General features: G+C 43.6%; 20 protein-coding genes and 2 pseudogenes. 17 read left to right on the top strand and 5 right to left on the bottom strand.

The features are described 5' to 3' along the window. Window position 1 precedes the first annotated feature (1 nt). The 14 genes and pseudogenes from AC5590_RS31850 to AC5590_RS31785 all read left to right on the top strand — a co-directional run bounded on the left by AC5590_RS31850 (window position 2) and on the right by AC5590_RS31785 (window position 15325). Complete coding sequence (locus AC5590_RS31850; RefSeq protein WP_169267255.1) at window positions 2–1153, top strand: DegT/DnrJ/EryC1/StrS family aminotransferase; 1152 nt, start codon at window positions 2–4, stop codon at window positions 1151–1153. A gap of 64 nt (window positions 1154–1217) precedes the next feature. Further along, a complete protein-coding gene (gene rfbB, locus AC5590_RS31845) occupies window positions 1218–2309 on the top strand; it encodes a dTDP-glucose 4,6-dehydratase (protein ID WP_169267263.1) in 1092 nt (363 codons plus the stop codon). A gap of 2 nt (window positions 2310–2311) precedes the next feature. Next, complete coding sequence (gene rfbA, locus AC5590_RS31840; protein WP_169267254.1) at window positions 2312–3256, top strand: glucose-1-phosphate thymidylyltransferase RfbA; 945 nt, start codon at window positions 2312–2314, stop codon at window positions 3254–3256. 17 nt (window positions 3257–3273) lie between these two features. Then, window positions 3274–4326: a uroporphyrinogen decarboxylase gene (hemE, locus tag AC5590_RS31835; RefSeq protein ID WP_248277344.1), complete on the top strand. Its 1053-nt coding sequence runs from the start codon at window positions 3274–3276 to the stop codon at window positions 4324–4326. Between the two features lie 5 nt (window positions 4327–4331). After that, window positions 4332–5318: a hydroxymethylbilane synthase gene (hemC, locus tag AC5590_RS31830; protein WP_169267252.1), complete on the top strand. Its 987-nt coding sequence runs from the start codon at window positions 4332–4334 to the stop codon at window positions 5316–5318. A gap of 98 nt (window positions 5319–5416) precedes the next feature. Beyond that, window positions 5417–6409 (top strand): porphobilinogen synthase, encoded by a 993-nt coding sequence (gene hemB / locus AC5590_RS31825; protein ID WP_169267251.1) that lies wholly within the window; start codon window positions 5417–5419, stop codon window positions 6407–6409. Between the two features lie 87 nt (window positions 6410–6496). Further along, window positions 6497–7516, top strand: coding sequence for an oxygen-dependent coproporphyrinogen oxidase (hemF, locus tag AC5590_RS31820; protein WP_169267250.1), 1020 nt, complete (start codon window positions 6497–6499; stop codon window positions 7514–7516). A 51-nt stretch (window positions 7517–7567) separates the two neighbouring features. Continuing rightward, on the top strand, window positions 7568–8767 hold the full coding sequence (locus AC5590_RS31815) for an HlyD family efflux transporter periplasmic adaptor subunit (protein WP_169267249.1): 1200 nt from the start codon (window positions 7568–7570) through the stop codon (window positions 8765–8767). 22 nt (window positions 8768–8789) lie between these two features. Further along, window positions 8790–9959, top strand: a complete 1170-nt coding sequence (devC, locus tag AC5590_RS31810) for an ABC transporter permease DevC (RefSeq protein WP_169267248.1) — start codon at window positions 8790–8792, stop codon at window positions 9957–9959. Window positions 9960–10015: 56 nt separating this feature from the next. Further along, complete coding sequence (locus AC5590_RS31805; protein WP_169267262.1) at window positions 10016–10720, top strand: DevA family ABC transporter ATP-binding protein; 705 nt, start codon at window positions 10016–10018, stop codon at window positions 10718–10720. A gap of 715 nt (window positions 10721–11435) precedes the next feature. Continuing rightward, window positions 11436–12309 (top strand): annotated as a pseudogene (locus AC5590_RS31800) (IS630 family transposase). A 274-nt stretch (window positions 12310–12583) separates the two neighbouring features. Beyond that, a complete protein-coding gene (modB, locus tag AC5590_RS31795) occupies window positions 12584–14389 on the top strand; it encodes a molybdate ABC transporter permease subunit (protein ID WP_169267247.1) in 1806 nt (601 codons plus the stop codon). Window positions 14390–14572: 183 nt separating this feature from the next. Beyond that, window positions 14573–14782, top strand: a complete 210-nt coding sequence (locus tag AC5590_RS31790; RefSeq protein WP_169267246.1) for a TOBE domain-containing protein — start codon at window positions 14573–14575, stop codon at window positions 14780–14782. A gap of 171 nt (window positions 14783–14953) precedes the next feature. Continuing rightward, on the top strand, window positions 14954–15325 hold the full coding sequence (locus AC5590_RS31785; protein WP_169267245.1) for a hypothetical protein: 372 nt from the start codon (window positions 14954–14956) through the stop codon (window positions 15323–15325). Window positions 15326–15623: 298 nt separating this feature from the next. Here AC5590_RS31785 and hemB (AC5590_RS31780) read toward each other — a convergent pair whose 3' ends face one another. The 5 genes from hemB (AC5590_RS31780) to AC5590_RS31760 form a co-directional block, all read right to left on the bottom strand. After that, window positions 15624–16667, bottom strand: a complete 1044-nt coding sequence (hemB, locus tag AC5590_RS31780; protein ID WP_169267244.1) for a porphobilinogen synthase — start codon at window positions 16665–16667, stop codon at window positions 15624–15626. A gap of 166 nt (window positions 16668–16833) precedes the next feature. Then, window positions 16834–17592 (bottom strand): metallophosphatase, encoded by a 759-nt coding sequence (locus tag AC5590_RS31775; RefSeq protein WP_169267243.1) that lies wholly within the window; start codon window positions 17590–17592, stop codon window positions 16834–16836. 97 nt (window positions 17593–17689) lie between these two features. Beyond that, a complete protein-coding gene (locus AC5590_RS31770; RefSeq protein WP_169267242.1) occupies window positions 17690–18502 on the bottom strand; it encodes a metallophosphoesterase family protein in 813 nt (270 codons plus the stop codon). Next, window positions 18499–19278: a CobW C-terminal domain-containing protein gene (locus tag AC5590_RS31765; protein ID WP_169267241.1), complete on the bottom strand. Its 780-nt coding sequence runs from the start codon at window positions 19276–19278 to the stop codon at window positions 18499–18501. The genes AC5590_RS31770 and AC5590_RS31765 overlap by 4 nt, the downstream gene beginning before the upstream one ends. 192 nt (window positions 19279–19470) lie before the next feature. Continuing rightward, window positions 19471–20217 (bottom strand): effector-associated domain EAD1-containing protein, encoded by a 747-nt coding sequence (locus tag AC5590_RS31760; protein ID WP_248277343.1) that lies wholly within the window; start codon window positions 20215–20217, stop codon window positions 19471–19473. A gap of 129 nt (window positions 20218–20346) precedes the next feature. On the opposite strand from AC5590_RS31760, the gene AC5590_RS31755 reads away from it, so the two are divergent. The 3 genes and pseudogenes from AC5590_RS31755 to AC5590_RS31745 all read left to right on the top strand — a co-directional run. Beyond that, on the top strand, window positions 20347–20568 hold the full coding sequence (locus AC5590_RS31755) for a hypothetical protein (RefSeq protein WP_169267240.1): 222 nt from the start codon (window positions 20347–20349) through the stop codon (window positions 20566–20568). 130 nt (window positions 20569–20698) lie between these two features. Continuing rightward, window positions 20699–20950, top strand: a pseudogene (locus AC5590_RS31750) (type II toxin-antitoxin system RelE/ParE family toxin); the annotation flags it as partial. Further along, window positions 20950–21540 (top strand): transposase (locus AC5590_RS31745; RefSeq protein WP_169267239.1); only part of this gene is annotated, 591 nt, incomplete at its 3' end. The pseudogene AC5590_RS31750 and the gene AC5590_RS31745, both read left to right, overlap by 1 nt.

The following is a 21540-nucleotide window of genomic DNA, read 5'->3' as shown; positions in this document are numbered from 1 at the left end:
GATGCAAGTGCCGTTTTTGAATTTAAAAGCACCTTACCTTGAACTTCAGCAGGAGCTAGATGCAGCTTACAGACGAGTTATGGAGTCTGGCTGGTATATTCTTGGGCAAGAAGTGGAGGCGTTTGAAACAGAATTTGCTACATACTGTGGAACTCAGTATTGTGTCGGAGTTGGTAACGGGCTAGAAGCCCTGCATCTAATTCTGCGCGCTATGGAGATTGGTTCGGGGGATGAAGTTATTGTGCCAGCTAATACTTATATTGCTACTTGGCTAGCAGTTACTTATGCGGGAGCTATACCCGTTCCGGTTGAGCCAGATGAGAAAACGTATAACATAAATCCGGAGCAAATCGAAGCAGCAATTACACCAAATACAAAGGCGATTGTAGCAGTTCATCTCTACGGTCAGCCAGCTAACATAGATCTGATTAACAAGATTGCAAAACATCATAAGCTAAAGGTGATTGAAGATGCTGCTCAGGCTCACGGAGCACGCTATAAAGGGCGACGTGTGGGTGGTTTAGGAGATGCAGCTGGGTTCAGCTTTTACCCAGGTAAGAATTTGGGAGCATTAGGTGACGCTGGGGCAGTCACGACTAATGATTGTGACTTGGCAAATAAAATTCGTTTGCTCAGAAACTATGGTTCTCGTGTTAAATACTTCAATGAAATTAAAGGCTTTAATAGCCGACTGGATGAACTACAGGCAGCCTTCTTAAGGGTGAAGCTAACTAAGCTTGATGAGTGGAATGGTCGCCGCGATCGCGTAGCTAAGCAGTATCTTGAAAAACTCTCCTGCTTAACAGATTTAACCCTACCTTTTGTTCCTACCTGGGTAGAGCCAGTATGGCACTTGTTTGTAGTGCGTCATCCAAAACGTTATGCTTTAGAAAAGCACTTGAAAGATTTGGGAATTGGCACTTCAATTCATTATCCTGTGCCACCCCACTTATCTGATGCATACGTAGATCAACCACATTTAGGCAGTTTTTCTATTACAGAGCAAATAGCTAAAGATGTTCTGAGCCTACCAATAAGCCCCCATATGACCGATGAAGATGTCATGAGAGCGATCAAAGTTTTACAGGAAGAAGTAACTATTCATCACAATAAAGTCGATTTCTTGACGGAAGAAAAAATGGTCGCATCATAAATATAAGCTTTTGAATACAATTTGTAATTTGCAGAAATTTCCTAGTCAATTAGAATGGAGCACGATGCAGACATTTTTAGTAACTGGTGGAGTTGGTTTTATCGGTTCTAACTTCATTTTGAAGGCGACAAAAGAAGGGTGGGCTAACATTATTAATCTGGACAAGCTAACCTATGCCAGCAATCCTCAAACTTTAGCTCAATTGCAGGATGATCCACGATATCATTTTGTCTGTGGAGACATTGGTAATGTCGAGCTATTGCGTAATTTGCTAGAGCAGTACCAACCAAAGGCAATTATTAACTTTACAGCCCACACCCATGTTGATCGCTCAATCCTTAGTCCTGAAGATTTTATTCAAACAAACATAGTAGGAACATTCCAACTTTTAGAAGCAAGCAAAATCTACTGGGAAAAATTATCTCCGCAAAAGCGAGAGCAATTCCGTTTCTTACACGTATCTACTGATGAAGTGTATGGTTCACTAAGTCCTACAGATCCAGCCTTTCGCGAAGATACTCCCTATGCTCCTAACAGTCCCTATGCTGCATCAAAAGCAGGGTCTGACCATCTTGTACGAGCTTACTTTCACACCTATGGTCTTCCCACTTTAATAACCAACTGCTCAAATAACTACGGTCCACGCCAGTTCCCCGAAAAACTGATTCCCCTGATGATTCTCAATGCTCTGCATGGTAAACCTCTACCAATCTACGGTGATGGAAAGAATATTCGAGACTGGTTATATGTAGCGGATCACTGCGAAGCTCTTTATCTAATTTTACAATCCAGTCGGATTGGAGAAACTTATAATATTGGTGGCAACAACGAGCAGACAAACCTGACAGTTGTTGAGAAAATTTGTGCAATTCTCGATGAGTTAGCGCCCAAACCCAACTTCCGCCACTCCTCTCTAATGACTTTTGTCAAAGACCGCCCAGGTCATGACCGACGCTATGCAATTGATTGCAGCAAAATCAGTAGAGATTTCGGCTGGCAGCCAAAAGAGGACTTTGATAGTGGTTTATTGAAAACAATTCAGTGGTATCTAAGTAATCCAACTTGGGTAGAACAAGTTCAATCAGACGCATACGCACGCTGGATTCAGCAGAATTATGGAGATAGAATAACAGCGCGATCGCCAAGGAAGAATTAACTATGAAGGGCATAATTCTAGCTGGTGGTTCCGGTACACGATTGTACCCTCTCACGCAAGTAGTCAGCAAACAGATGATGCCTGTCTACGATAAACCAATGATCTACTATCCCCTATCCACTCTCATGCTGGCTGGAATTCGTGATATCCTAATTATCTCTACGCCTGCACATTTACCACTGTTCCGGCAACTTCTACACGATGGTAGCCAGTGGGGTCTTAAGTTTAGCTATCTAGAACAACCGAGACCTGAAGGCGTAGCACAGGTATTCATTTTAGGTCAAGATTTTATCGGTAGCGATCCAGTATGCCTAATTTTGGGCGATAACCTTTTCTACGGTAATGGTCTAATTGAGGTACTGACTCGTGCGGCTCAGTTGCGTGAGGGTGCATTAATTTTCGGTTATCGGGTAGCTGAACCTCAAAACTACGGAATCGTTGAATTTGACGTCACAGGGGAGGTGGTGTGTTTAGAGGAAAAGCCGAGCATTCCTAAGTCTAACTATGCTGTGCCTGGTATTTATTTCTACGATTCTCAAGTTTGTGAAATTGCCATTGGACTAAGACCTTCAAATCGCAATGAACTAGAAATTACCGATTTAAACCAAATTTATCTCCGTAGAGGACAATTAAAAGCTGAGCTTTTGGGTCGAGGCTACGCTTGGTTAGATACAGGTACTCATGAATCTCTTCATCAAGCTTCTAGCTTTATTCAAACCTTAGAACAACGACAGGGCTTCAAAATTGCTTGTATCGAAGAAATTGCTTACCGCCAGGGATATATTGATGCAGAACAACTCTATCGACTTGCTAAACCATTGTCTAAAAGCAGTTATGGGCGTTATTTAATCGACCTTATCCACAGTGAAATCTCTACTGCTCAACTTCAGCAGAGTAATCGGGTTATACCATTTCACGAAATATCTGATACAAGTAAAGCCTCTTAAATATCATGGAGAAATGTATGAAGAATTACAGGTTACTACAAGCAGCTCGAGGTGAAGTACTGGAGCGCCCTCCAGTATGGATGATGCGCCAAGCTGGTCGCTACATGAAAGTCTATCGAGATTTGCGCCAGAAGTATCCCTCTTTTCGGGAGCGCTCTGAGAACCCTGACTTAGCCGTGGAAATTTCTTTGCAACCTTTCCACGCCTTCAAACCCGACGGTGTGATTATGTTCTCAGATATTCTCACCCCGTTACCTGGTATTGGTATTCCGTTTGATATTATCGAAAGTAAAGGTCCGATATTTGAGAACCCAATCCGAACTCAGGCGCAAATTGATGCTCTCACTCCCCTCGATCCTGAAGCCTCTTTGTCATTTGTTCGTCAAATCCTGACGACGCTACGTAAAGAAGTTGACGATCAAGCTACTGTTTTGGGTTTTGTCGGCGCTCCTTGGACACTAGCTGCCTATGCCATCGAAGGTAAAAGCTCGAAAGACTATGCCATCATTAAAAGTATGGCTTTCTCACAGCCAGCGATGCTACATCAATTTTTAGGGAAACTAGCAGATGCGATCGCCATCTACGTCCGCTACCAAATTGATTCCGGCGCGCAAATTGTACAACTATTTGATTCTTGGGCAGGGCAACTTACTCCCGAAGATTTCAAAATTTTTGCTTTGCCCTACCAGCAAAGGGTCGTAGAACAGGTCAAAGCAACGCATCCAAACACGCCTTTAATCCTGTACATTAACGGCAGTGCAGGGATACTAGAGCTAATGGCACAATCTGGCGTAGATATCGTTAGCGTGGACTGGACTGTTGATATGGCAGTGGCACGGCAGCGACTCGGAGCCAGTATAGGAGTACAAGGAAATTTAGACCCGTGTGCGTTATTTGGTTCCCAAGAGTTTATCCGCTCGCGGATCCTTGACACTGTTCGCAAAGCCGGAAACCAAGGACATATCTTCAATCTAGGTCACGGAGTTTTACAGAACACTCCAGAAGAAAATGTTGCTTTCTTTTTTGAAACTGTAAAACAGTCCAACTACTTATTAAATGACTGTAAATAAGATTTATGACTCTATCTACCTCTGCTTCATCCACAATTAAGAGTCCGAACCGCACGATTCGCATTGGTTCTCGTAAAAGTCAGCTCGCTCTGATTCAGACTTACTGGGTACAAGAACAACTCCAGAAACGCTTTCCCAATCTCACTTTTGAAGTCCACACCATGTCCACCCAAGGCGACAAAATTCTGGATGTGGCATTAGCCAAAATTGGTGATAAGGGACTATTCACCAAAGAACTCGAATTGGGAATGCTATCCCAAGAAATTGACTTTGCCGTTCACTCCCTCAAGGATCTACCGACTCGCTTGCCAGAGGGCTTAGTGTTGGCAGCAGTCACAGAACGGGAGAACCCAGCAGATGCTCTGGTGGTACATAAAAAACACCTCGATAAGCAAATTGATACGCTGCCAGAAGGTGCAGTCATCGGGACATCTTCCCTGCGACGACTTGCCCAGTTGCGGCATCACTTCCCCCACTTCACTTTTAAAGATGTGCGCGGAAACTTGAACACCCGCATGGCAAGGCTAGATGATGGAGAGTACGATGCTTTAATTCTAGCAGTAGCAGGGTTAGAGCGATTGGGAATGGGGGCGCGCATTCATCAAGTCCTGCCTACTGAACTTTCCCTTTATGCTGTAGGACAAGGAGCCTTGGGGATAGAATGTCGTGCTGATGACTTAGAAGTACTGTCACTACTCAAAGCGATCGAACACGTACCAACTCGCGATCGCGCTCTTGCCGAGCGTGCCTTCTTACGAGAACTAGAAGGCGGTTGCCAAGTACCAATTGGTGTCACCACTCACTTGGACGGAAATACGCTCATGTTGACGGGAATAGTAGCCAGTGTTGATGGTCAACGTATGGTGAAAGATACTGTTAAGGGTGCTACAGTAAGAGCAGAACAACTAGGTATCCAACTGGCTCAGAAATTACGGCAACAGGGAGCCCAAGAAATTTTGTCAGAAATTTTTCAGACAGTCCAACGAAACTAAAACATTTCATTCCGGTTTTTCAACGAAAATTAAAATAAATTCTGTGCTTAATAGCACAGGCATCCCTCTTTAATGGTTTTTTCCCTTTAATCAATACTATGTTTCCACTTCATCGCCCTCGTCGTCTTAGAAGCCATCCGCAACTGCGTCGAATGGTAAGTGAAACTGTTTTATCAACCAGTGATTTAATTTACCCCCTCTTTGCTGTACCTGGTAAGGCAATTGCCAACGAAGTGAAATCTATGCCTGGAGTCTACCAGTTGTCGGTAGACAAAATCGTGGAAGAAGCTAAGGAAGTCTACGACCTCGGTATTCCTGCTATTATCCTGTTTGGCATTCCTGAAGATAAAGATTTAGAAGCAACCAGTGCATGGCACGACTGCGGTATTGTGCAGAAAGCTGCTACTGCAGTGAAGCAGGCAGTACCAGATTTAATTGTCATAGCTGATACATGTCTGTGTGAATACACCAGTCACGGACACTGCGGCTATTTGGAATTGGGTGACTTGACCGGGCGCGTCTTGAATGACCCAACGTTGCAGTTACTCAAGAAAACAGCGGTTTCTCAAGCCAAAGCCGGTGCAGATATCATTGCTCCTTCAGGAATGATGGATGGGTTTGTCCAGGCGATTCGGATGGGGTTGGATGAAGCTGGCTACCAAGATATACCAATTCTGTCGTATGCTGCTAAGTATGCTTCGTCTTACTATGGTCCTTTTCGTGATGCTGCTGAATCGACACCGCAGTTTGGCGATCGCCGCACTTACCAAATGGACCCAGGTAATGCCCGTGAAGCCATTAAAGAAATTCAACTTGATGCTGCTGAAGGAGCAGATATGTTAATGGTCAAGCCAGCCCTGGCTTATATGGATGTTATCTTGCGTGTCAAACAAGCAACCAACCTACCAGTTGCTGCCTACAACGTCTCTGGCGAATATTCCATGATTAAAGCTGCGGCACTTAATGGTTGGATTGACGAACAGCAAGTGGTGATGGAAACATTGACTGGTTTGAAACGGGCTGGCGCTGACTTGATTCTCACGTATCATGCCAAAGATGCTGCCCGTTGGATAGCTAAGCTTGGCGGTTGAGCTTTGCAATGCCTGAAATTTTTGTGGCATAAGCGTCTCGCCCGTCCTATTTCTCAGATATTCACCTTTTTTGGAGATTAAGTTGAGATGATAACGACTGCTTCGACTCCTCAAGCAACTCAATCCAAATTACCCCCAATTGATGCAAAGGTTAGAGTTAGCCAGTTCATGCGACAGTTACAAGACGAAATCTGTGAAGGATTGCAACAAATAGATGCAGTAGGCACATTTGTGGAAGATGCATGGGAACGTGCTGAAGGGGGTGGAGGGCGATCGCGCGTCATACGTGACGGTGCCATATTTGAACAAGCTGGGGTCAACTTTTCCGAAGTTTGGGGTTCTCATCTGCCCCCCTCAATTCTGGCACAACGCCCAGAAGCATCTGGACATAAATTTTACGCCACAGGCACTTCAATGGTGTTGCATCCTCGCAATCCTTACGTGCCAACTGTCCATCTCAATTACCGCTACTTTGAAGCGGGACCGGTTTGGTGGTTTGGCGGCGGTATAGATTTAACACCTTACTATCCTTTTGCCTGTGATGTCGTTCATTTCCATTCCACACTTAAGCGAGCTTGTGACGCTCACTATACAGAGTATTACTCTGTGTTTAAGCCTTGGTGCGACGAGTATTTTTATCTCAAACACCGCCAGGAAATGCGTGGAGTAGGTGGTATTTTTTTTGACTATCAAGGTGGTCAAGGTCAGCTGTATCGGGGTCCGCATCCAGAAGGTGCAGCTGCTGTCTATAGTAACCTGGTGGGTACTCTAGCGCCGCGTAGTTGGTCTGAATTATTCGCTTTTGTGAGCGATTGTGGACGAGCATTTTTGCCGGCATACGTGCCGATTGTAGAGCAACGAAAGTTGATGGAGTATGGCGATCGCGAACGGAACTTTCAGTTGTATCGCCGAGGGCGTTACGTTGAATTCAACCTGGTTTATGACCGTGGCACAATCTTCGGTCTTCAAACCAATGGACGCACAGAGTCAATTTTAATGTCGCTACCACCTCTAGTGCGTTGGGAATACGGCTATAAACCTGAACCTAACACGCCGGAAGCTGATTTGTATGAAACTTTCTTAAAGCCTCAAGATTGGGCTAGCTAGATATCTGCGGTCATGTAGAATAGCTATCAATCGTTGCACACAGGACTCAAGATGAAGCTTCAAGCATTATCAAAGCGTTCAGGTCAATGGACGCTTGCCCTGATTATAGCTGCCACTGCCATCACAGGCACAATTGTTTTCTACGGTATTTCCCAATCAAGACAAACTAGCACACCAGAACCAGTCGCAAAAGCTACTCCGCCAGAGAGGAAAATTACTGCTCTAGGACGACTCGAACCAGTAAAGGAAGTTATTAAAGTATCTGTACCTGCTACTTTAAGCAATGACAGCGTTACCAAACTACTGGTGCAACGAGGCGATCGCGTTAAAGCAGGTCAGGTGATTGCGATTATGGATGCACAAAATCGTTTGCAAAATGCCTTGCTTCAAGCGCAAGCACAGGTTAAAATATCACAAATAGATCTGGCTAAGGTGAAAGCTGGTGCAAAATCTGGAGAGATTGCAGCTCAGAAAGCTGAAATTGTTCGCCTTCAGGAGCAGTTAAAAGGCGAAATTGCAACTCAACAATCCACCATTGCTCGTTGGCAAGCTGAGGTTAGAAATGCAAATTCTAACTACAATCGCTATTTGTCGCTTTACAAACAAGGAGCCACCGCTGCTTTAGATCGAGATCAAAAACAGCTTGCAAGAGAAACAGCGCTCTCACAGCTTAACGAAGCTAAAGCTAAGCAAAACCAGAGTGTAGAAACAATAAAGCAGCAGATTAGACAAGCTAAAGACACTTTAAACAAGATTGCTGAGGTGCGTCCGGTTGATGTACTTTCAGCCCAAGCAGAGGTAGATAAGGACAAAGCATCTGTCAACAAGGCTAAAGCTGACTTGGCCCAGGCGTACATTCGCGCACCGATGGCAGGTCGCATTCTCGACATTTACGCCAAACCAGGAGAAGTCGTTGGCGTAAAAGGCATTGCTGATTTGGGACAAACTGACGATATGCAGGTAGTGACAGAAGTCTATCAGACTGACATTAGTAAAATTCGTTTAGGTCAACAAGCCGTTATCACGAGCGAATCATTTCCCGGTCAGGTACATGGAACTGTTCGCTTAATTGGGCTACAAGTGATTCAACAGGAAGTCACTAGCGGTAAAGCTGGAGAAAATCTTGATCGCAGGGTGATTCAAGTGAGGATTCAACTCAATCGAGAAAATAGCCAACGGGTTGCTCATTTAACTAACTTGCAAGTGCAGGTAGCCATTCAACCGACTGCGCCATCGACCAATAGTCAATAGAGACTCCAAAATCGAGGAATTCATGTTTCGTAAATTATTCCGCAAAACGCCGTTAGCCTGGTTGCAAATCAGTCGCCAAAAGGCGCGTCTGCTAGTCGCCATAGCAGGAATTAGCTTTGCTGATTTTCTGATGTTTTTCCAACTTGGAGTGAGGGATGCACTGTTTGATTCACAAGTTGGTCCTTATACCACACTTCAAGGGGATTTGTTTTTAGTCAATAAACTGTCTGACAACCTCCAATCGGTCAAAAGTTTCTCAAGAGACAATCTTTATCAGGCAGTAGGCATCGACGGTGTAGCGTCCGTTAGCTCGCTGTATATTGGTCAGGCAACATGGCGAAATCCTGAAAACCAAACCAGTCGCCAAATCTTCGTCTACGGGATTAATCCAAATCGCCCAGCATTCGACTTGCCGGAACTGAATCAACACTTGGATCAACTTAAGTTACTAAATCGAGCTTTGTTTGACCGAGCCTCCGCACTTCCTCTAATTGGGGATGTTCCTACCTTGCTGAAAAAACAGAATCCGCTTTCGGTTCAGGCAAATGATTATGAAATTAAAATTGTTGGATTATTTACGCTCGGTATCTCTTTTTCTGCTGAGGCCAATCTCATCACCAGTGATTCTACCTTTTTGCGGCTCTTTAGCCAGCGTCAAGCTCATGAAATTGATGTAGGTATCGTTAAAGTAGAATCAAAAGCATCGATTGAGCGAGTACAAGCTTCTTTGCAAGCAATCCTGCCGGATAATTTGCTGGTGCTAACCCTCGATGAATTCACCGCTCGTGAGCTTGCATATTGGAATACAGGTTCTGCCATCGGTCCTACCTTTAACCTTGGCGTAGCAATTGGGTTCTTGGTCGGAGCGGTAGTTGTCTATCAAATTCTCTACACCGATGTTTCCGATCATTTGTCAGAATATGCAACGTTGAAGGCAATGGGCTATAGTGATGCGTATTTCATCGGAGTTATCATTCAAGAGGCTCTTGTGTTAGCAGCTTTGGGCTTTGTGCCAGGGTTTTTGCTCTCTAATGGACTTTACGCCCTTTTTAAGTCCGCAACGCTTTTACCGATCGCGATGAAACTAAGTCGCGCAACAACGGTGTTGATGTTAACCATCGTCATGTGTATTGGAGCAGGAGCGATCGCCATGCGGAAGTTACAGCAAGCCGATCCAGCGGACATTTTCTGACATATTTGACCTCACAAACTGCAATGTCTCAATCGACTTTCAATCAAGCTCCAACCATGAAACCTGTAATTTCAGTTTGCCATCTCAATCACTACTTTGGTCGAGAAGAACTCCGTAAGCAGGTATTATTCGATATCAATCTCGACATTTATGCTGGGGAGATTGTGATTATGACTGGACCATCTGGTTCTGGTAAAACCACCTTACTGGCACTAGTAGGTGGATTGAGGTCTGCTCAGTTCGGCAGTATAACAATTCTGGGAAACCAGATGTGTGGTGCTAGTAAGCAGCATGTAATGCAAGTGCGGCGGCAGATTGGCTACATTTTCCAGGCGCACAACTTGCTGACCTTCCTAACAGCGAAACAAAATGTACGAATGTCTTTGGAACTGCATGATAAGTACCTAGAGCAGGATATGGATGAGCTGGCAGCCGACATTCTCAACGCCGTTGGTTTGGGCGATCGCATCCATTATTATGCAGACAATCTCTCTGGAGGACAAAAACAACGGGTTGCGATCGCTCGTGCCTTAGCTAGTCATCCCAAAATCGTCCTCGCAGATGAACCGACTGCGTCCCTTGATAAAAAATCTGGTCAGGATGTCGTAAAAATAATGCAGCGTTTAGCTAAGGAGCAGGGATGTACCATTTTGCTTGTCACCCACGATAACCGGATTCTTAATATTGCTGACCGCATCATCCACATGGAAGATGGCCGATTGATAAAAGAAGCGGATGAGCACAAGGTATTGTCAGGTTAGAAGTAGGCAAACATAATGTGCAGAAAATAGTGTGACTTGAACCATATTTTGTCCAAACGGTCACTCTAGTGCTTCAAAATCACTTAAGACAACATATAGTTCAAAATTATAAGTTGAGTTAAAAAACATCAAAAATCAAGTACGGCAAGCAACAAGGCTTTTATAGTTCATTTGTATGCAGGCGGCGAACAGAGCTTTTAAAACTGAGTAGAGATGCGATTGCCTGCGGCAGAGCTACGCTTAACGCTTGATCACTCAATTTTTGGCGAAACATATTTTTGAACCATATTGTGGACGTTTTGAATCATATTTTGACTGAAAGTTGAAAATTTTCGATTGATTTTAGTGTGTCTTGCTCTGCATTTTTTACCAAATCCAAAAATAAAACTTTTAGTCGCATTATGGTTCACATTTAAAAGACGCGGACATAATTTTATTCATAATCTTAGGTTGTTGATTGGCTCAAAAGCTTGAAATTACGTTAACTTTTAGTCACGCTATGGTTCAAAATTTGGTCATGCGGGGGGTAAAATCACAAATAGAAAACAAACACTTAACCAAATTTTCCCAAATTTGGATCATAGATAGCTCAACATTAGAGGCATTGTTTTGTAAGCTCAAAAGTTTAGAAGATGTTCCTACTGGACAATTATAGCAGTCGCCACCTCAGTCAGGACGTAGGATAGATAAAGAAGTGATTAGTTTGGGCATTCCTATGGCAAACCCTTACAGTTATGACCTGCGACGAAAAGTGATCGAGGCGATTGAACTAAATGGAATGAAGCGCTCTTGAGCGAGTGAATTCTTCAACATCAGTGGCAATACCATCAATACATGGTTCCAACGTCGTCAGGAAACGGGTGAGTTTAATGCCAAAGTCAGAGTGCATAAGGGTAGTGGTCACAAAATCACCGACTGGGAGAAGTTTGGAGCCTTCGTGGAAACCCACGCAGACAAAACTCAGGCGCAAATGGCTCAACTGTGGGAGAAGGACATTAGCGAACGCACCATCTGACGAGGGTTGAAAAAAATCGGATTCACGCGAAAAAAAAGACTTATGGCTACCGTGAACGGGATGAGGACAAACGGCGGAAGTTGCTCAAACAGCTAGCCGCAGTTGAGCGTGAGTTAATTGTGTATGCCGACGAAGCTGGCATGGATCAGCCGGAGGACTATGGTTACGGCTACAGTCCCCAAGGAAAACGGTTCTATGATCTCAAATCGGGTCGGAGAACGGGGCGAGTTAATATGATTGCGGCGTTGTGTGCTAAGCAGTTGCTTGCCCCATTCACAATTGAGGGGGCTTGCAACCGCCAGGTTTTTGAAACCTGGTTAGAAACATGCCTGATTCCAACATGAAAACCAGGGCAGAAGCTGGTGATCGACAACGCCACTTTTCACAAGGGTGGACGTATTGAGCAATTAGTGCAGGCTGCTGGTTCGTAGTCGCGTACTTCCCACCTTACTCTCCTGACTTGAACAAGATTGAACCGTGCTGGTCTTGGCTCAAAAGTCCCATCCGCAAGCAACTAGAGGACTTCCCTACCTTGCGGGCAGCGATGGAGCATATTTTGAGCTTAGCGTCCTAACCAACCTGGCGCTTGCTATAATATCAGTTTCAGAAAGCTTTTTAACAATCAATAGTTGACGTGTTTGCTTTTAGGGTGTCCCTTAAAACTATTTTGTTGTACATATTGTTCAATACCAACTTTTTCTATTAAGTTGGTATTAGAGAATGACAAAAAATAAAGGATAAAAAAATTTATACTTCTAACTTCGCCAAAAATAAGCAAGCAGATGTGTCCGAGAGAACCAGATTTTATCCTTTAAATTTCTTTCACACTTGTTGACTCCAGGTGACTTATGCCCTTTGACCTTTCTCCGTTGTGGATATCCCTAAAAACTTCTTTACTTGCGACATTTATTACCTTCTTTCTTGGGATTGCTGCTGCTTACTGGATGCTGGGATATCGAGGGAAAGGCAAAGCTTTGATTGAGGGTATCTTTGTTGCTCCTTTGATTTTACCTCCTACGGTTGTTGGCTTTTTGTTACTGCTGCTATTTGGTAAAAATGGTCCAGTGGGCAAACTTATGGAGCCTTTGGGCTTTAGTATTGTTTTTACTTGGTATGGTGCGGCGATCGCCGCCACCATAGTCGCCTTCCCATTAATGTATAAAACCGCCTTGGGAGCTTTTGAGCAAATCGACAGCAATCTTCTGCGAGTTGCAAGAACCCTGGGCGCAAAGGAATCTACAATATTTTGGCGAATAAGTTTACCTCTAGCAGTACCAGGGATTTTAGCCGCGACAACCTTGGCTTTTGCTCGGGCTTTGGGTGAATTTGGTGCAACCTTGATGTTAGCAGGGAATATCCCAGGGCAAACTCAGACAATCCCAATGGCAATTTATTTTGCTGTGGAAGGGGGCGCAATAAACGAAGCTTGGTTTTGGGCTTTAGCTATCATGGGTATTTCTCTGTCTGGGATTATAGCTGTTAACTATTGGCAGGAAACTCGGGGAAAGAGGAGAGGACAAATCAATTCAAAATCACTATCTCCCTCACTCCCTCACTCCCTCACTCTCTCATCCCCCTCCTTTTCTTCTGGGCTATTTGTTGATATCGAAAAACAGCTTTCTGGTTTCAGCTTGAAAGTCTGTTTCAGTGGAGATAAGCAACCCTTGGGATTATTGGGAGGATCTGGGGCTGGTAAGAGCATGATTTTGCGTTGCATCGCTGGGATAGAAACACCAAGTTCTGGTCGAATTGTGCTTAATGGGCGGGTGTTGTTTGACTCGCAACGGGGAATAAATTTGCCACCGCGTGATCGCCGTATTGGTTTTTTAGTCCAAAATTACGCTCTCTTCCCACACATGACTGTAGGACAGAATATTGTCTTTGGCTTACCCAAAGGACTTTCTGCCACAGCTATTCGACAACTTGTTGAAACTCAACTCATCGCAGTGCAGTTGGAAGGATATTCACAGCGTTACCCGCATCAACTTTCGGGAGGACAGCAGCAAAGAGTCGCATTAGCAAGAGCTTTAGCAAGTCAACCAGAAGCACTATTATTAGATGAGCCATTTTCTGCATTAGATACGCACCTGCGTAGCCAACTGGAACAGCAAATGGTAGGAACATTAGCGAATTATGAGGGCGTGAGTTTATTTGTCACCCACAACATGGAAGAAGCATATCGGATTTGTCCTCATTTGCTAGTTCTAGAGAAAGGAAAAGCAGTTCATTACGGGACTAAACACGATATTTTTGAACACCCCGCTACTGTTGGTGTTGCCCAATTAACAGGATGTAAAAACTTTTCAAGTGCTGTTCCCATCACATCAGGACAAGTGCAAGCAAATGATTGGGGTTGTACCCTGAATGTCATTGAACCTATCCCAGATGCTTTGTCCAATGTTGGAATTCGTGCTCATCAAATCATGTTTACAGACGAACCGAATCAGGAAAATACCTTTCCTTGCTGGCTGGTAAGAACGAGTGAAACTCCACACCGAATGACGCTGTTTCTCAAACTCCATCACCCATCTACCAACAACAATGATTACCACGTGCAAGCGGAGGTGTTTAAGGAGAAATGGGCAACTCTCAAAGACCAACCAATGCCGTGGTATGTTCGTTTAGACCCTTTAAGGCTGATTTTGATGCAATGAACCACAACAAAAGTTTTTCGGACATAACCCAGTAAGCCGTGAGAAAAAAACCGAAAATATACTGTGTTTTATAGTTCTTTTTAAGTAAATAATAGTCATTTAAGCACTTAATATTTTCATTCTAGATGATAGTGCTATAGTGCTATGATGAGTCAATCAAAACGATACAGGGGATATTGAAAGATGCAAGTCAGTGCTCGTAACGCGCTCAAAGGGACTGTTAAAGAAGTTGTGGAAGGTTCTGTTAACACTGAGGTAACGCTAGAGGTAGCGCCAGGAGTTGAAGTAGTAGCAATTATTACCAAGGGTTCAGCCCAGAAGCTTCAACTGGAAGAAGGAAAAGAAGCATACGCGATCATCAAATCATCAGACGTTATGGTTGCTGTTGACTAGCAAGTTTTCTTTGAGAGAGTTCTCAACTATCTAAAGCCTATACAGAAAGCCCAGTCATTGTAACTGGGCTTTTAACATTTTTATTGTCTTGAGAGCATCTTTTTTTCGGAATTGGCTCAATCAACGTGTATCTATCAAACAACTACTAAATTTATTTACGGAAAACCTAAAATGTTAAACTTCAAAAAATATGCTGCATTACTTGCTTTGTTACCAGTTGCTACTTTGTGGACTCAAGCAGCGCATGCTGAAACTTTAAAAACGAAAAATTTCAAAGTCACAATTACTAGAAACTGTCCAGAAGGAAATGTAACTTGCAACAATGTTACATACTTTGGAAAGGATTTAAAAACAGGTAAATCGATTAGTCTGACTGGCAAAACAATCCACACAACTGGTGCAGATGGTATCACACCAGCTCGATTCCTCGGTTATCAGTTCCGCAATAACGAATATGTTTATCGGGTGACAATAGACGGCATTTTGGAAGTTTATCAAGGGAAAAAGCTAATACTTCAAGAGAAAGGATCTTTGACTTTTTAAAAATTATCTTCTTTATAACTCAGGACTTACGCAAAAATAACGTAGTTGTGTCGTTGCGACGTAAGGAAGCAATCTCACACTCTTGTTTTTTCGTAACTTGTGCGTAATATCAAATCCTGTTGATTGCACGCAGTTCCCACAAACCTTCACCCTTAATTTATAATGTTTATGGGTTTTTTATACCATGTGCATTTACCCGGATTTGATATAAGTCCTATAACTAACAATCAAAAAAATATTCTCCCCAAACTCGCGGGGAGGATACAACAGCCGCTGAGTGTGGTATGGCTGGTTGCTACTAAAACAAAAACGCTCTCCTGTTAACCAATATCAACGCAACTTCTTTAGCAAAGTAAGTCAAAATCAAATCAGCACCCGCCCGTTTCATACTAGTCAAAGTCTCTAAAATGACTCTTTTCTCATCAATCCAGCCCATTTGAGCAGCAGCTTTAATCATGGCATACTCACCACTAACGTTATAAGCGGCTACAGGTAATTGCGTGTAATCTTTGACTTGGCGGATAATATCTAAATATGCTAAAGCAGGCTTGACCATCACGATGTCTGCACCTTCGGCAATATCTAGCGCTACTTCTTTGATAGCTTCTCTAGCATTTGCACCGTCCATCTGATAAGTCTTCTTATCCCCAAATTTTGGTGCAGAATCCAACGCATCCCGAAATGGACCATAATATGCAGAGGCGTATTTTGCAGAGTATGCCAAAATCCGCACATCTATGTATCCTTCCGAATCCAGCGCTTTACGAATAGCCCCTACCCTACCATCCATCATGTCAGAAGGTGCGACCATATCTGAACCTGCAGCTGCTTGTGAAAGTGCCATTTTCACCAAGACTTCGACTGTGGGGTCATTGAGAATAACCCCGTTTTCATCTACGATACCATCGTGACCATGAGTCGTAAAAGGGTCAAGAGCAATATCGGTAATTACTAGGATACCTGGCACAGCTTCTTTAATTGCCTTGACAGTTCGCTGTACCAATCCTTCAGGGTTGTAGCTTTCACTACCCACGTCATCTTTTTTTACTTCTGGTATGACAGGGAAGAGTGCAACACCTCCTACCCCTAGTCGCCACACCTCTGCTATTTCTTCTAATAGTAAATCTAAAGTATATCGATAACACCCAGGCATGGAGCTAATTTCCATTTTCTGTTCCTCACCTTCCATGACAAACATGGGATAAATGAGGTCATCGACAGTCAGCGTTGTTTCTTGCACCATGCGACGTAAAGTCGCAGTACGACGTAAGCGACGGGGGCGATGAATCAGGGTTGTAGCTGTAGGTGCTGTGTGATTAGCAGAAGGATTTTCTGATGACATGGGAGTGAATAATAATTGTTCTGCTAAATAATGATAATCGTTTTCAAACAGCTTTTTTTGCTTTCTGGTAGAACCACCGAAGAGTAAGCATATCTGTAAGGCTGTTCTAAAATCATCTTGGTGTCAAGCGCCCCCATGTCCCCTACACCCTTACACCCCTACACCCTTATACCCCTACACCCTTATACCCCTTCTTATTGACTCCAAAACCCTTTTTTTCCCCGTAGCGGACAGTCCGGAATTCGACTTGGTTTGTGTTTGGGCTATAGAGGGTATAGGTTGCTTCCCCAGGAGTGCGTCCCACATTCCCCACCCCAACCACTTGACGCGACGAAACGTTGATAGTTGTGGGAGAAGTTTGACTATCGAGGGTTGTAACTTGTGTGGTGATAGAACCTGCTTCTAGTTGATATTGAAAAGTCAAACCAGAACGACCACAAAATAGGTTATTCGCTTGCATCCGCGACAACCTATCCAACATTTGAATGGGTGGAGTTAAAAGTGTCAGTTCTTCACTAACAGATACTGTCGTACCATGAATTAACAAACAATCCAACTCAAAAAAACCAAAATCAAGGTTTCGTAACCATTGTACTGTCTGACGGGACACACTATCCCACAGTAATTTAACCGTTTCTCCCCCATACCTCGCCATTAACTCCGTCGGTTCCCCAGTCGCACCAACACCATGCAAAATCAAACACTGTTCTTCCCACCATCCCTTACACACAAGCGGTTCCAATTCACCAACTCGGGGATTACGCACTCTTTCCACCAGTTCTTCAGATTCTTTCGTTGATCCCACCAAATCACCGAGAATATATAATGCCTGCACAAAACGACTCTGACGCTTAATATCTGCCATCACCGCTTCATAAGCCGCCAAATTTCCTTCAATTCCACTTAAAATTGCCCATTTAGTCATTGGTTATTCATTATTAGTTATTGGTCATTTGTCAACGGTTATTCAGTTATCAGTTATCAGTTATCAGTCATCAGCAGCCTGTTCACTGTTCACTGTTTTACCTCGTACACACATGGCTTGGATCATCCGCACGTTCTGCAAACTCCATTCCCTGCGCTAAACGCCAAGCAAAAATAGCAGGTAAACCCTTTTCAATAATCCCCCTTACAGTTTTCTGATAATCGTAGGGTACTTCCCGTAGCGTGACTTCTTGAGTGTCAGTGTCGTAAATAACATAAGTTGCATGAGGTCTTCCATGTCGAGGTTCTCCCACCGAACCCACATTGACAATCTTTTTCAGCGGTGCTGTAAAGTGCCTTTCCTCTTCTTGTCCATTCTCACCTTTAGTACGTACCTGTAAACTTCCTCCATCCAGAGTACGGACATAAGGCACATGAGTATGACCACAAAATAACACATCGCTTTCTGTGGAAAGTACGCGCTCTAGTGCCACAAAAGCATCGAGTTCTGGTAACAAATACTCGTGGTTGCTATGGGGACTACCGTGAACAAACGCTATGTTTCCTTCACGGAAAGTATCGGGTAATTGGGCGAGAAATTGGCGGTTCTCTGGAAGAATTTCCTTGTTTGTCCACTCGTGAGCGATTTTTCCCCGCTTTTCAGCCAAAAGGGAAGGAAAACTGCACTCGCAAGAATTCAATGCTTCGACAATATCCTCATCCCAACAACCAGCGACGGTAGGAATATTTAACGAACGAATTTGCGCTACCACTTCATTAGGATAAGGACCATATCCTACCAAATCACCAAGACAATAAATTTTTTCGCATGAGTGCTTGTCAATATCCACCAAGACAGCATCCAAGGCTTCATAGTTGCTATGAATACATGACATGACCGCTATTTTCACGCTTCTATCTCCTCAAGTAGAACTTGTTTTACCTGTTGTTGGTATTGCCAAATTGCAGCGTCTGACAAACAGCAGTCTTCTAAAGTTTGCCCCATCGCGGCTTCATCCAAGTTTTGTCCTGACACTTCTATCCCACTGAAACGTTGGGGTCTATTTTCCAAGTGGCGGGGTAAGTCTAATTCTAGAAAATCGGTTGATGGAACGCCTGCAGCGAAATCAGCATAAAGCGATCGCCCATCTCCAACATCAAAAATTCCCTTAGCGCGGCTGACTTGACCGTAAGCACCGTGAGTGATTTCATACCAAAACTCCTCCAAACTATCTTCATCGATAACCTGACCAGTTGTAGGAACACGCCATAACTGGGTAGTGGTCATACTACTATTTGTCGTTGCTCCTAGTATAATTTTATCTGCCCAAGCATGATACTCAGAGTCTTGGAGATGTGGTGGCAAGATGGCGATTGCACGGTACGATAAATTATCCAATATTGGTGCTACGGCATTCAGTTCTAAATAAAATCCCAGTTCGATATAAACAGCGTCTGCTGAGGGTAAGTGTCTGAGAAACTCAACTTCTTCTCCATCTTTAAAGACTTTAACAGTAGGATATTCGCTTTTCAGGCGGGTTTGATCGATGGGAACATTCCCAACTCCAGGACTGAAATACAATACATGACTCGTAGTGACATCACTACAAGCTATTTGTTGAGTAATCCAAGTGGTTTTTCCTGCGCCTGCTGAACCTGCGACAACAGTAATTTTGGGTATAGTCATATAATAATGATAATCGTTATTAGGCAGGAAAGAGGCGGAAATAATATTAAGTCTGGTTGATTACTCCTAAACCGCCCGTTCGCCGCTAGGCGTTCCCATAAGGTAGAATACCGAATTAAATAAACCGCCAAGACGCCAAGGACGCCAAGAAAAAGAGGTAGTGGCGCATAGTACTGAAAAATTAGGCGATCGCTAACCACCGCGCATTTGTTCATCAAATCTCTTCAAAGCTGGGTTACCAGGATTGTCTTTACGAGCAGCAGTTAATAGCTCTTCCAGTCGCCCTTCAGCATCAGCCCATTCTATCAGGTTGGATACAACTTCTGAGTGGTTTGCACCTCCTGCGATCGCCTCCAAGTTCTCATCTAATTTGAAGCGAACCATCTGCTTGAGTTTTGCTGTGGTAGGAAATGCACTCAGGAGTGCTTTGTGGAACTGCTGCAAGCGATCACCATTGAACCACAGTTCAGTTGGCTTTTGTTGTGCTGATGATTGACTTCCAGTAATTCCCCACACCAAATTCTTCAACGCTTGAGCATCATCAGTACTTTTAGAAAAATCTACCCGTATATACTCTTTTAAAAAGACTAATTTTTCTGGAAATTGACTCACGCCAGGAAGGAGAACAGGAATCAAAGGAATATGTTTCTCAACACACATTCTTGTTAGCGATCGCACTTCCATTGTCTGCCATTTTCCTAATCCTTTCAAACCAATAAAGATGACGGCGGATTTCACGAGTGGAATTACTTTTTGGATTTCGTCTTGAAATGATCTGCCTGGTGGAATTTGTTCTTCATCGAGCCATATCTTAATACCGCGTTCCTTAAGTTGATGGGCGATGGCTCTCACTTCGGGTTTGTCTGCACTGTTGTGTGCGAGGAAGACATCGAATTCTTCGCTTTTAGGTTGTGACTCGGTGTCTGACATTTCTGGCATAGTAACTAATTCTTCAAAACTTTACTTTGTTTTGCTACAATTTGCTTACAAACAATCTATATTACACCCAGTTGAGAACTGCTATAAAATAAAGGAATATAAAATCATCAAAACCTATAAACATTGCTGATGAGCAAGCCTGCATCCTTACAGACAGTCATTGAATATGTAGAGGCTCTTTCAACCGAAGAGCAAGATTTACTACTGGAACTAATTTATAAACGGCGAGTTGAAAAACGGCGTCAAGAAATCGCCAGCAATGCAGCACAAACACTGGAAGCAATGAGAACAGGTATAGCAAAACGTGGTACTCTTGCTAACCTACGGGCTGATTTGCTGAGTGAGGAATGAGAGTACTAATTTGGGATAAGCTGTTCCACATTTAAATTGCATAATGAAGGGAGACCAGATACGCACCCCACAAGAGTTACAAGAATTTTCAATATGCAAACTAGATGTGGTTTAGCTTAATAGCTTCAAGCGTGCTTTTAAGCGAGTTGTTCGTAAAAACCCTCGTTTTGAAGAAACAATTTTCGAGGTTTTGGAATTACTTACGACTGACCCATTCGCACCTGCTTTAAAATCACATAAGTTGAAAGGTGATTTAGATGGTTTGTGGGCGTGTTGGGTTGAGTATGATTGCCGCATTATCTATACATTTGAGCCAAATCCTGATGCGGATGAAGAGATGATTGTTTTAATCGATATTGGCTCTCATGTGATGGTGTATTGATGGCTCGTTCTCCCCGAAATTTACAAAGCGGATTTTGCTATCACATCACCACCCGGTGTAATAACCGCGAATTTCGCCTCACTCGCCTAGAGTGTCGAGAAGTGTTTCTCTACGCGATCAAGAAAGCAAAGGAGAAATATGGATTTAAACTCTACGCCCTTTGCATTATGAGCAATCATGTCCATTACCTGCTGGAACCAGCACAAAGCGAAGAACTACCCAAAATCATGCACTGGTTAAACTGGTACACCGCAATGTGCTTTAACCGGATGCTCAATCGCACAGGACACTTTTGGGAAAAAAGATATCACAGCACCGGCTTTGCAAATACAGATAGCAAAAGGGCATTAAATACGCTGCGCTACATCCACGCTAACCCCAAAGCAGCAGGAATGCAGCAAGGCTTTTTCTACGATTTCAGCAATTATGGCATCCACGACAGACTGAGTGATGATGGTATAACTCAATGGCATCCAGCGTTTTTGTCTTTAGGCAAGACTTTAGAAGAATGCGCCCAGAAGTACCGGGGTTTTTGCAAAAAATACCGTCCTCAAGCCAAACCAGAAAAGCGCAACCACTGGGGAAATAAC

It is taken from the genome of Brasilonema octagenarum UFV-OR1 (assembly GCF_963888615.1).
Lineage (GTDB): Bacteria > Cyanobacteriota > Cyanobacteriia > Cyanobacteriales > Nostocaceae > Brasilonema > Brasilonema sennae.
The sequence above is the reverse complement of the archived record's forward strand: the minus strand, read 5'-3'. Positions and strand labels throughout refer to the sequence as shown.

Bases quoted from the DNA above. Each gene is read 5' to 3' on its own strand.
- AC5590_RS31850 (WP_169267255.1), top strand. From the start codon at position 2: ATGCAAGTGCCGTTTTTGAATTTAAAAGCACCTTACCTTGAACTTCAG.
- rfbB (WP_169267263.1), top strand. From the start codon at position 1,218: ATGCAGACATTTTTAGTAACTGGTGGAGTTGGTTTTATCGGTTCTAAC.
- rfbA (WP_169267254.1), top strand. From the start codon at position 2,312: ATGAAGGGCATAATTCTAGCTGGTGGTTCCGGTACACGATTGTACCCT.
- hemE (WP_248277344.1), top strand. From the start codon at position 3,274: ATGAAGAATTACAGGTTACTACAAGCAGCTCGAGGTGAAGTACTGGAG.
- hemC (WP_169267252.1), top strand. From the start codon at position 4,332: ATGACTCTATCTACCTCTGCTTCATCCACAATTAAGAGTCCGAACCGC.
- hemB (WP_169267251.1), top strand. From the start codon at position 5,417: ATGTTTCCACTTCATCGCCCTCGTCGTCTTAGAAGCCATCCGCAACTG.
- hemF (WP_169267250.1), top strand. From the start codon at position 6,497: ATGATAACGACTGCTTCGACTCCTCAAGCAACTCAATCCAAATTACCC.
- AC5590_RS31815 (WP_169267249.1), top strand. From the start codon at position 7,568: ATGAAGCTTCAAGCATTATCAAAGCGTTCAGGTCAATGGACGCTTGCC.
- devC (WP_169267248.1), top strand. From the start codon at position 8,790: ATGTTTCGTAAATTATTCCGCAAAACGCCGTTAGCCTGGTTGCAAATC.
- AC5590_RS31805 (WP_169267262.1), top strand. From the start codon at position 10,016: ATGAAACCTGTAATTTCAGTTTGCCATCTCAATCACTACTTTGGTCGA.
- modB (WP_169267247.1), top strand. From the start codon at position 12,584: ATGCCCTTTGACCTTTCTCCGTTGTGGATATCCCTAAAAACTTCTTTA.
- AC5590_RS31790 (WP_169267246.1), top strand. From the start codon at position 14,573: ATGCAAGTCAGTGCTCGTAACGCGCTCAAAGGGACTGTTAAAGAAGTT.
- AC5590_RS31785 (WP_169267245.1), top strand. From the start codon at position 14,954: ATGTTAAACTTCAAAAAATATGCTGCATTACTTGCTTTGTTACCAGTT.
- hemB (WP_169267244.1), bottom strand. From the start codon at position 16,667: ATGTCATCAGAAAATCCTTCTGCTAATCACACAGCACCTACAGCTACA.
- AC5590_RS31775 (WP_169267243.1), bottom strand. From the start codon at position 17,592: ATGACTAAATGGGCAATTTTAAGTGGAATTGAAGGAAATTTGGCGGCT.
- AC5590_RS31765 (WP_169267241.1), bottom strand. From the start codon at position 19,278: ATGACTATACCCAAAATTACTGTTGTCGCAGGTTCAGCAGGCGCAGGA.
- AC5590_RS31760 (WP_248277343.1), bottom strand. From the start codon at position 20,217: ATGCCAGAAATGTCAGACACCGAGTCACAACCTAAAAGCGAAGAATTC.
- AC5590_RS31755 (WP_169267240.1), top strand. From the start codon at position 20,347: ATGAGCAAGCCTGCATCCTTACAGACAGTCATTGAATATGTAGAGGCT.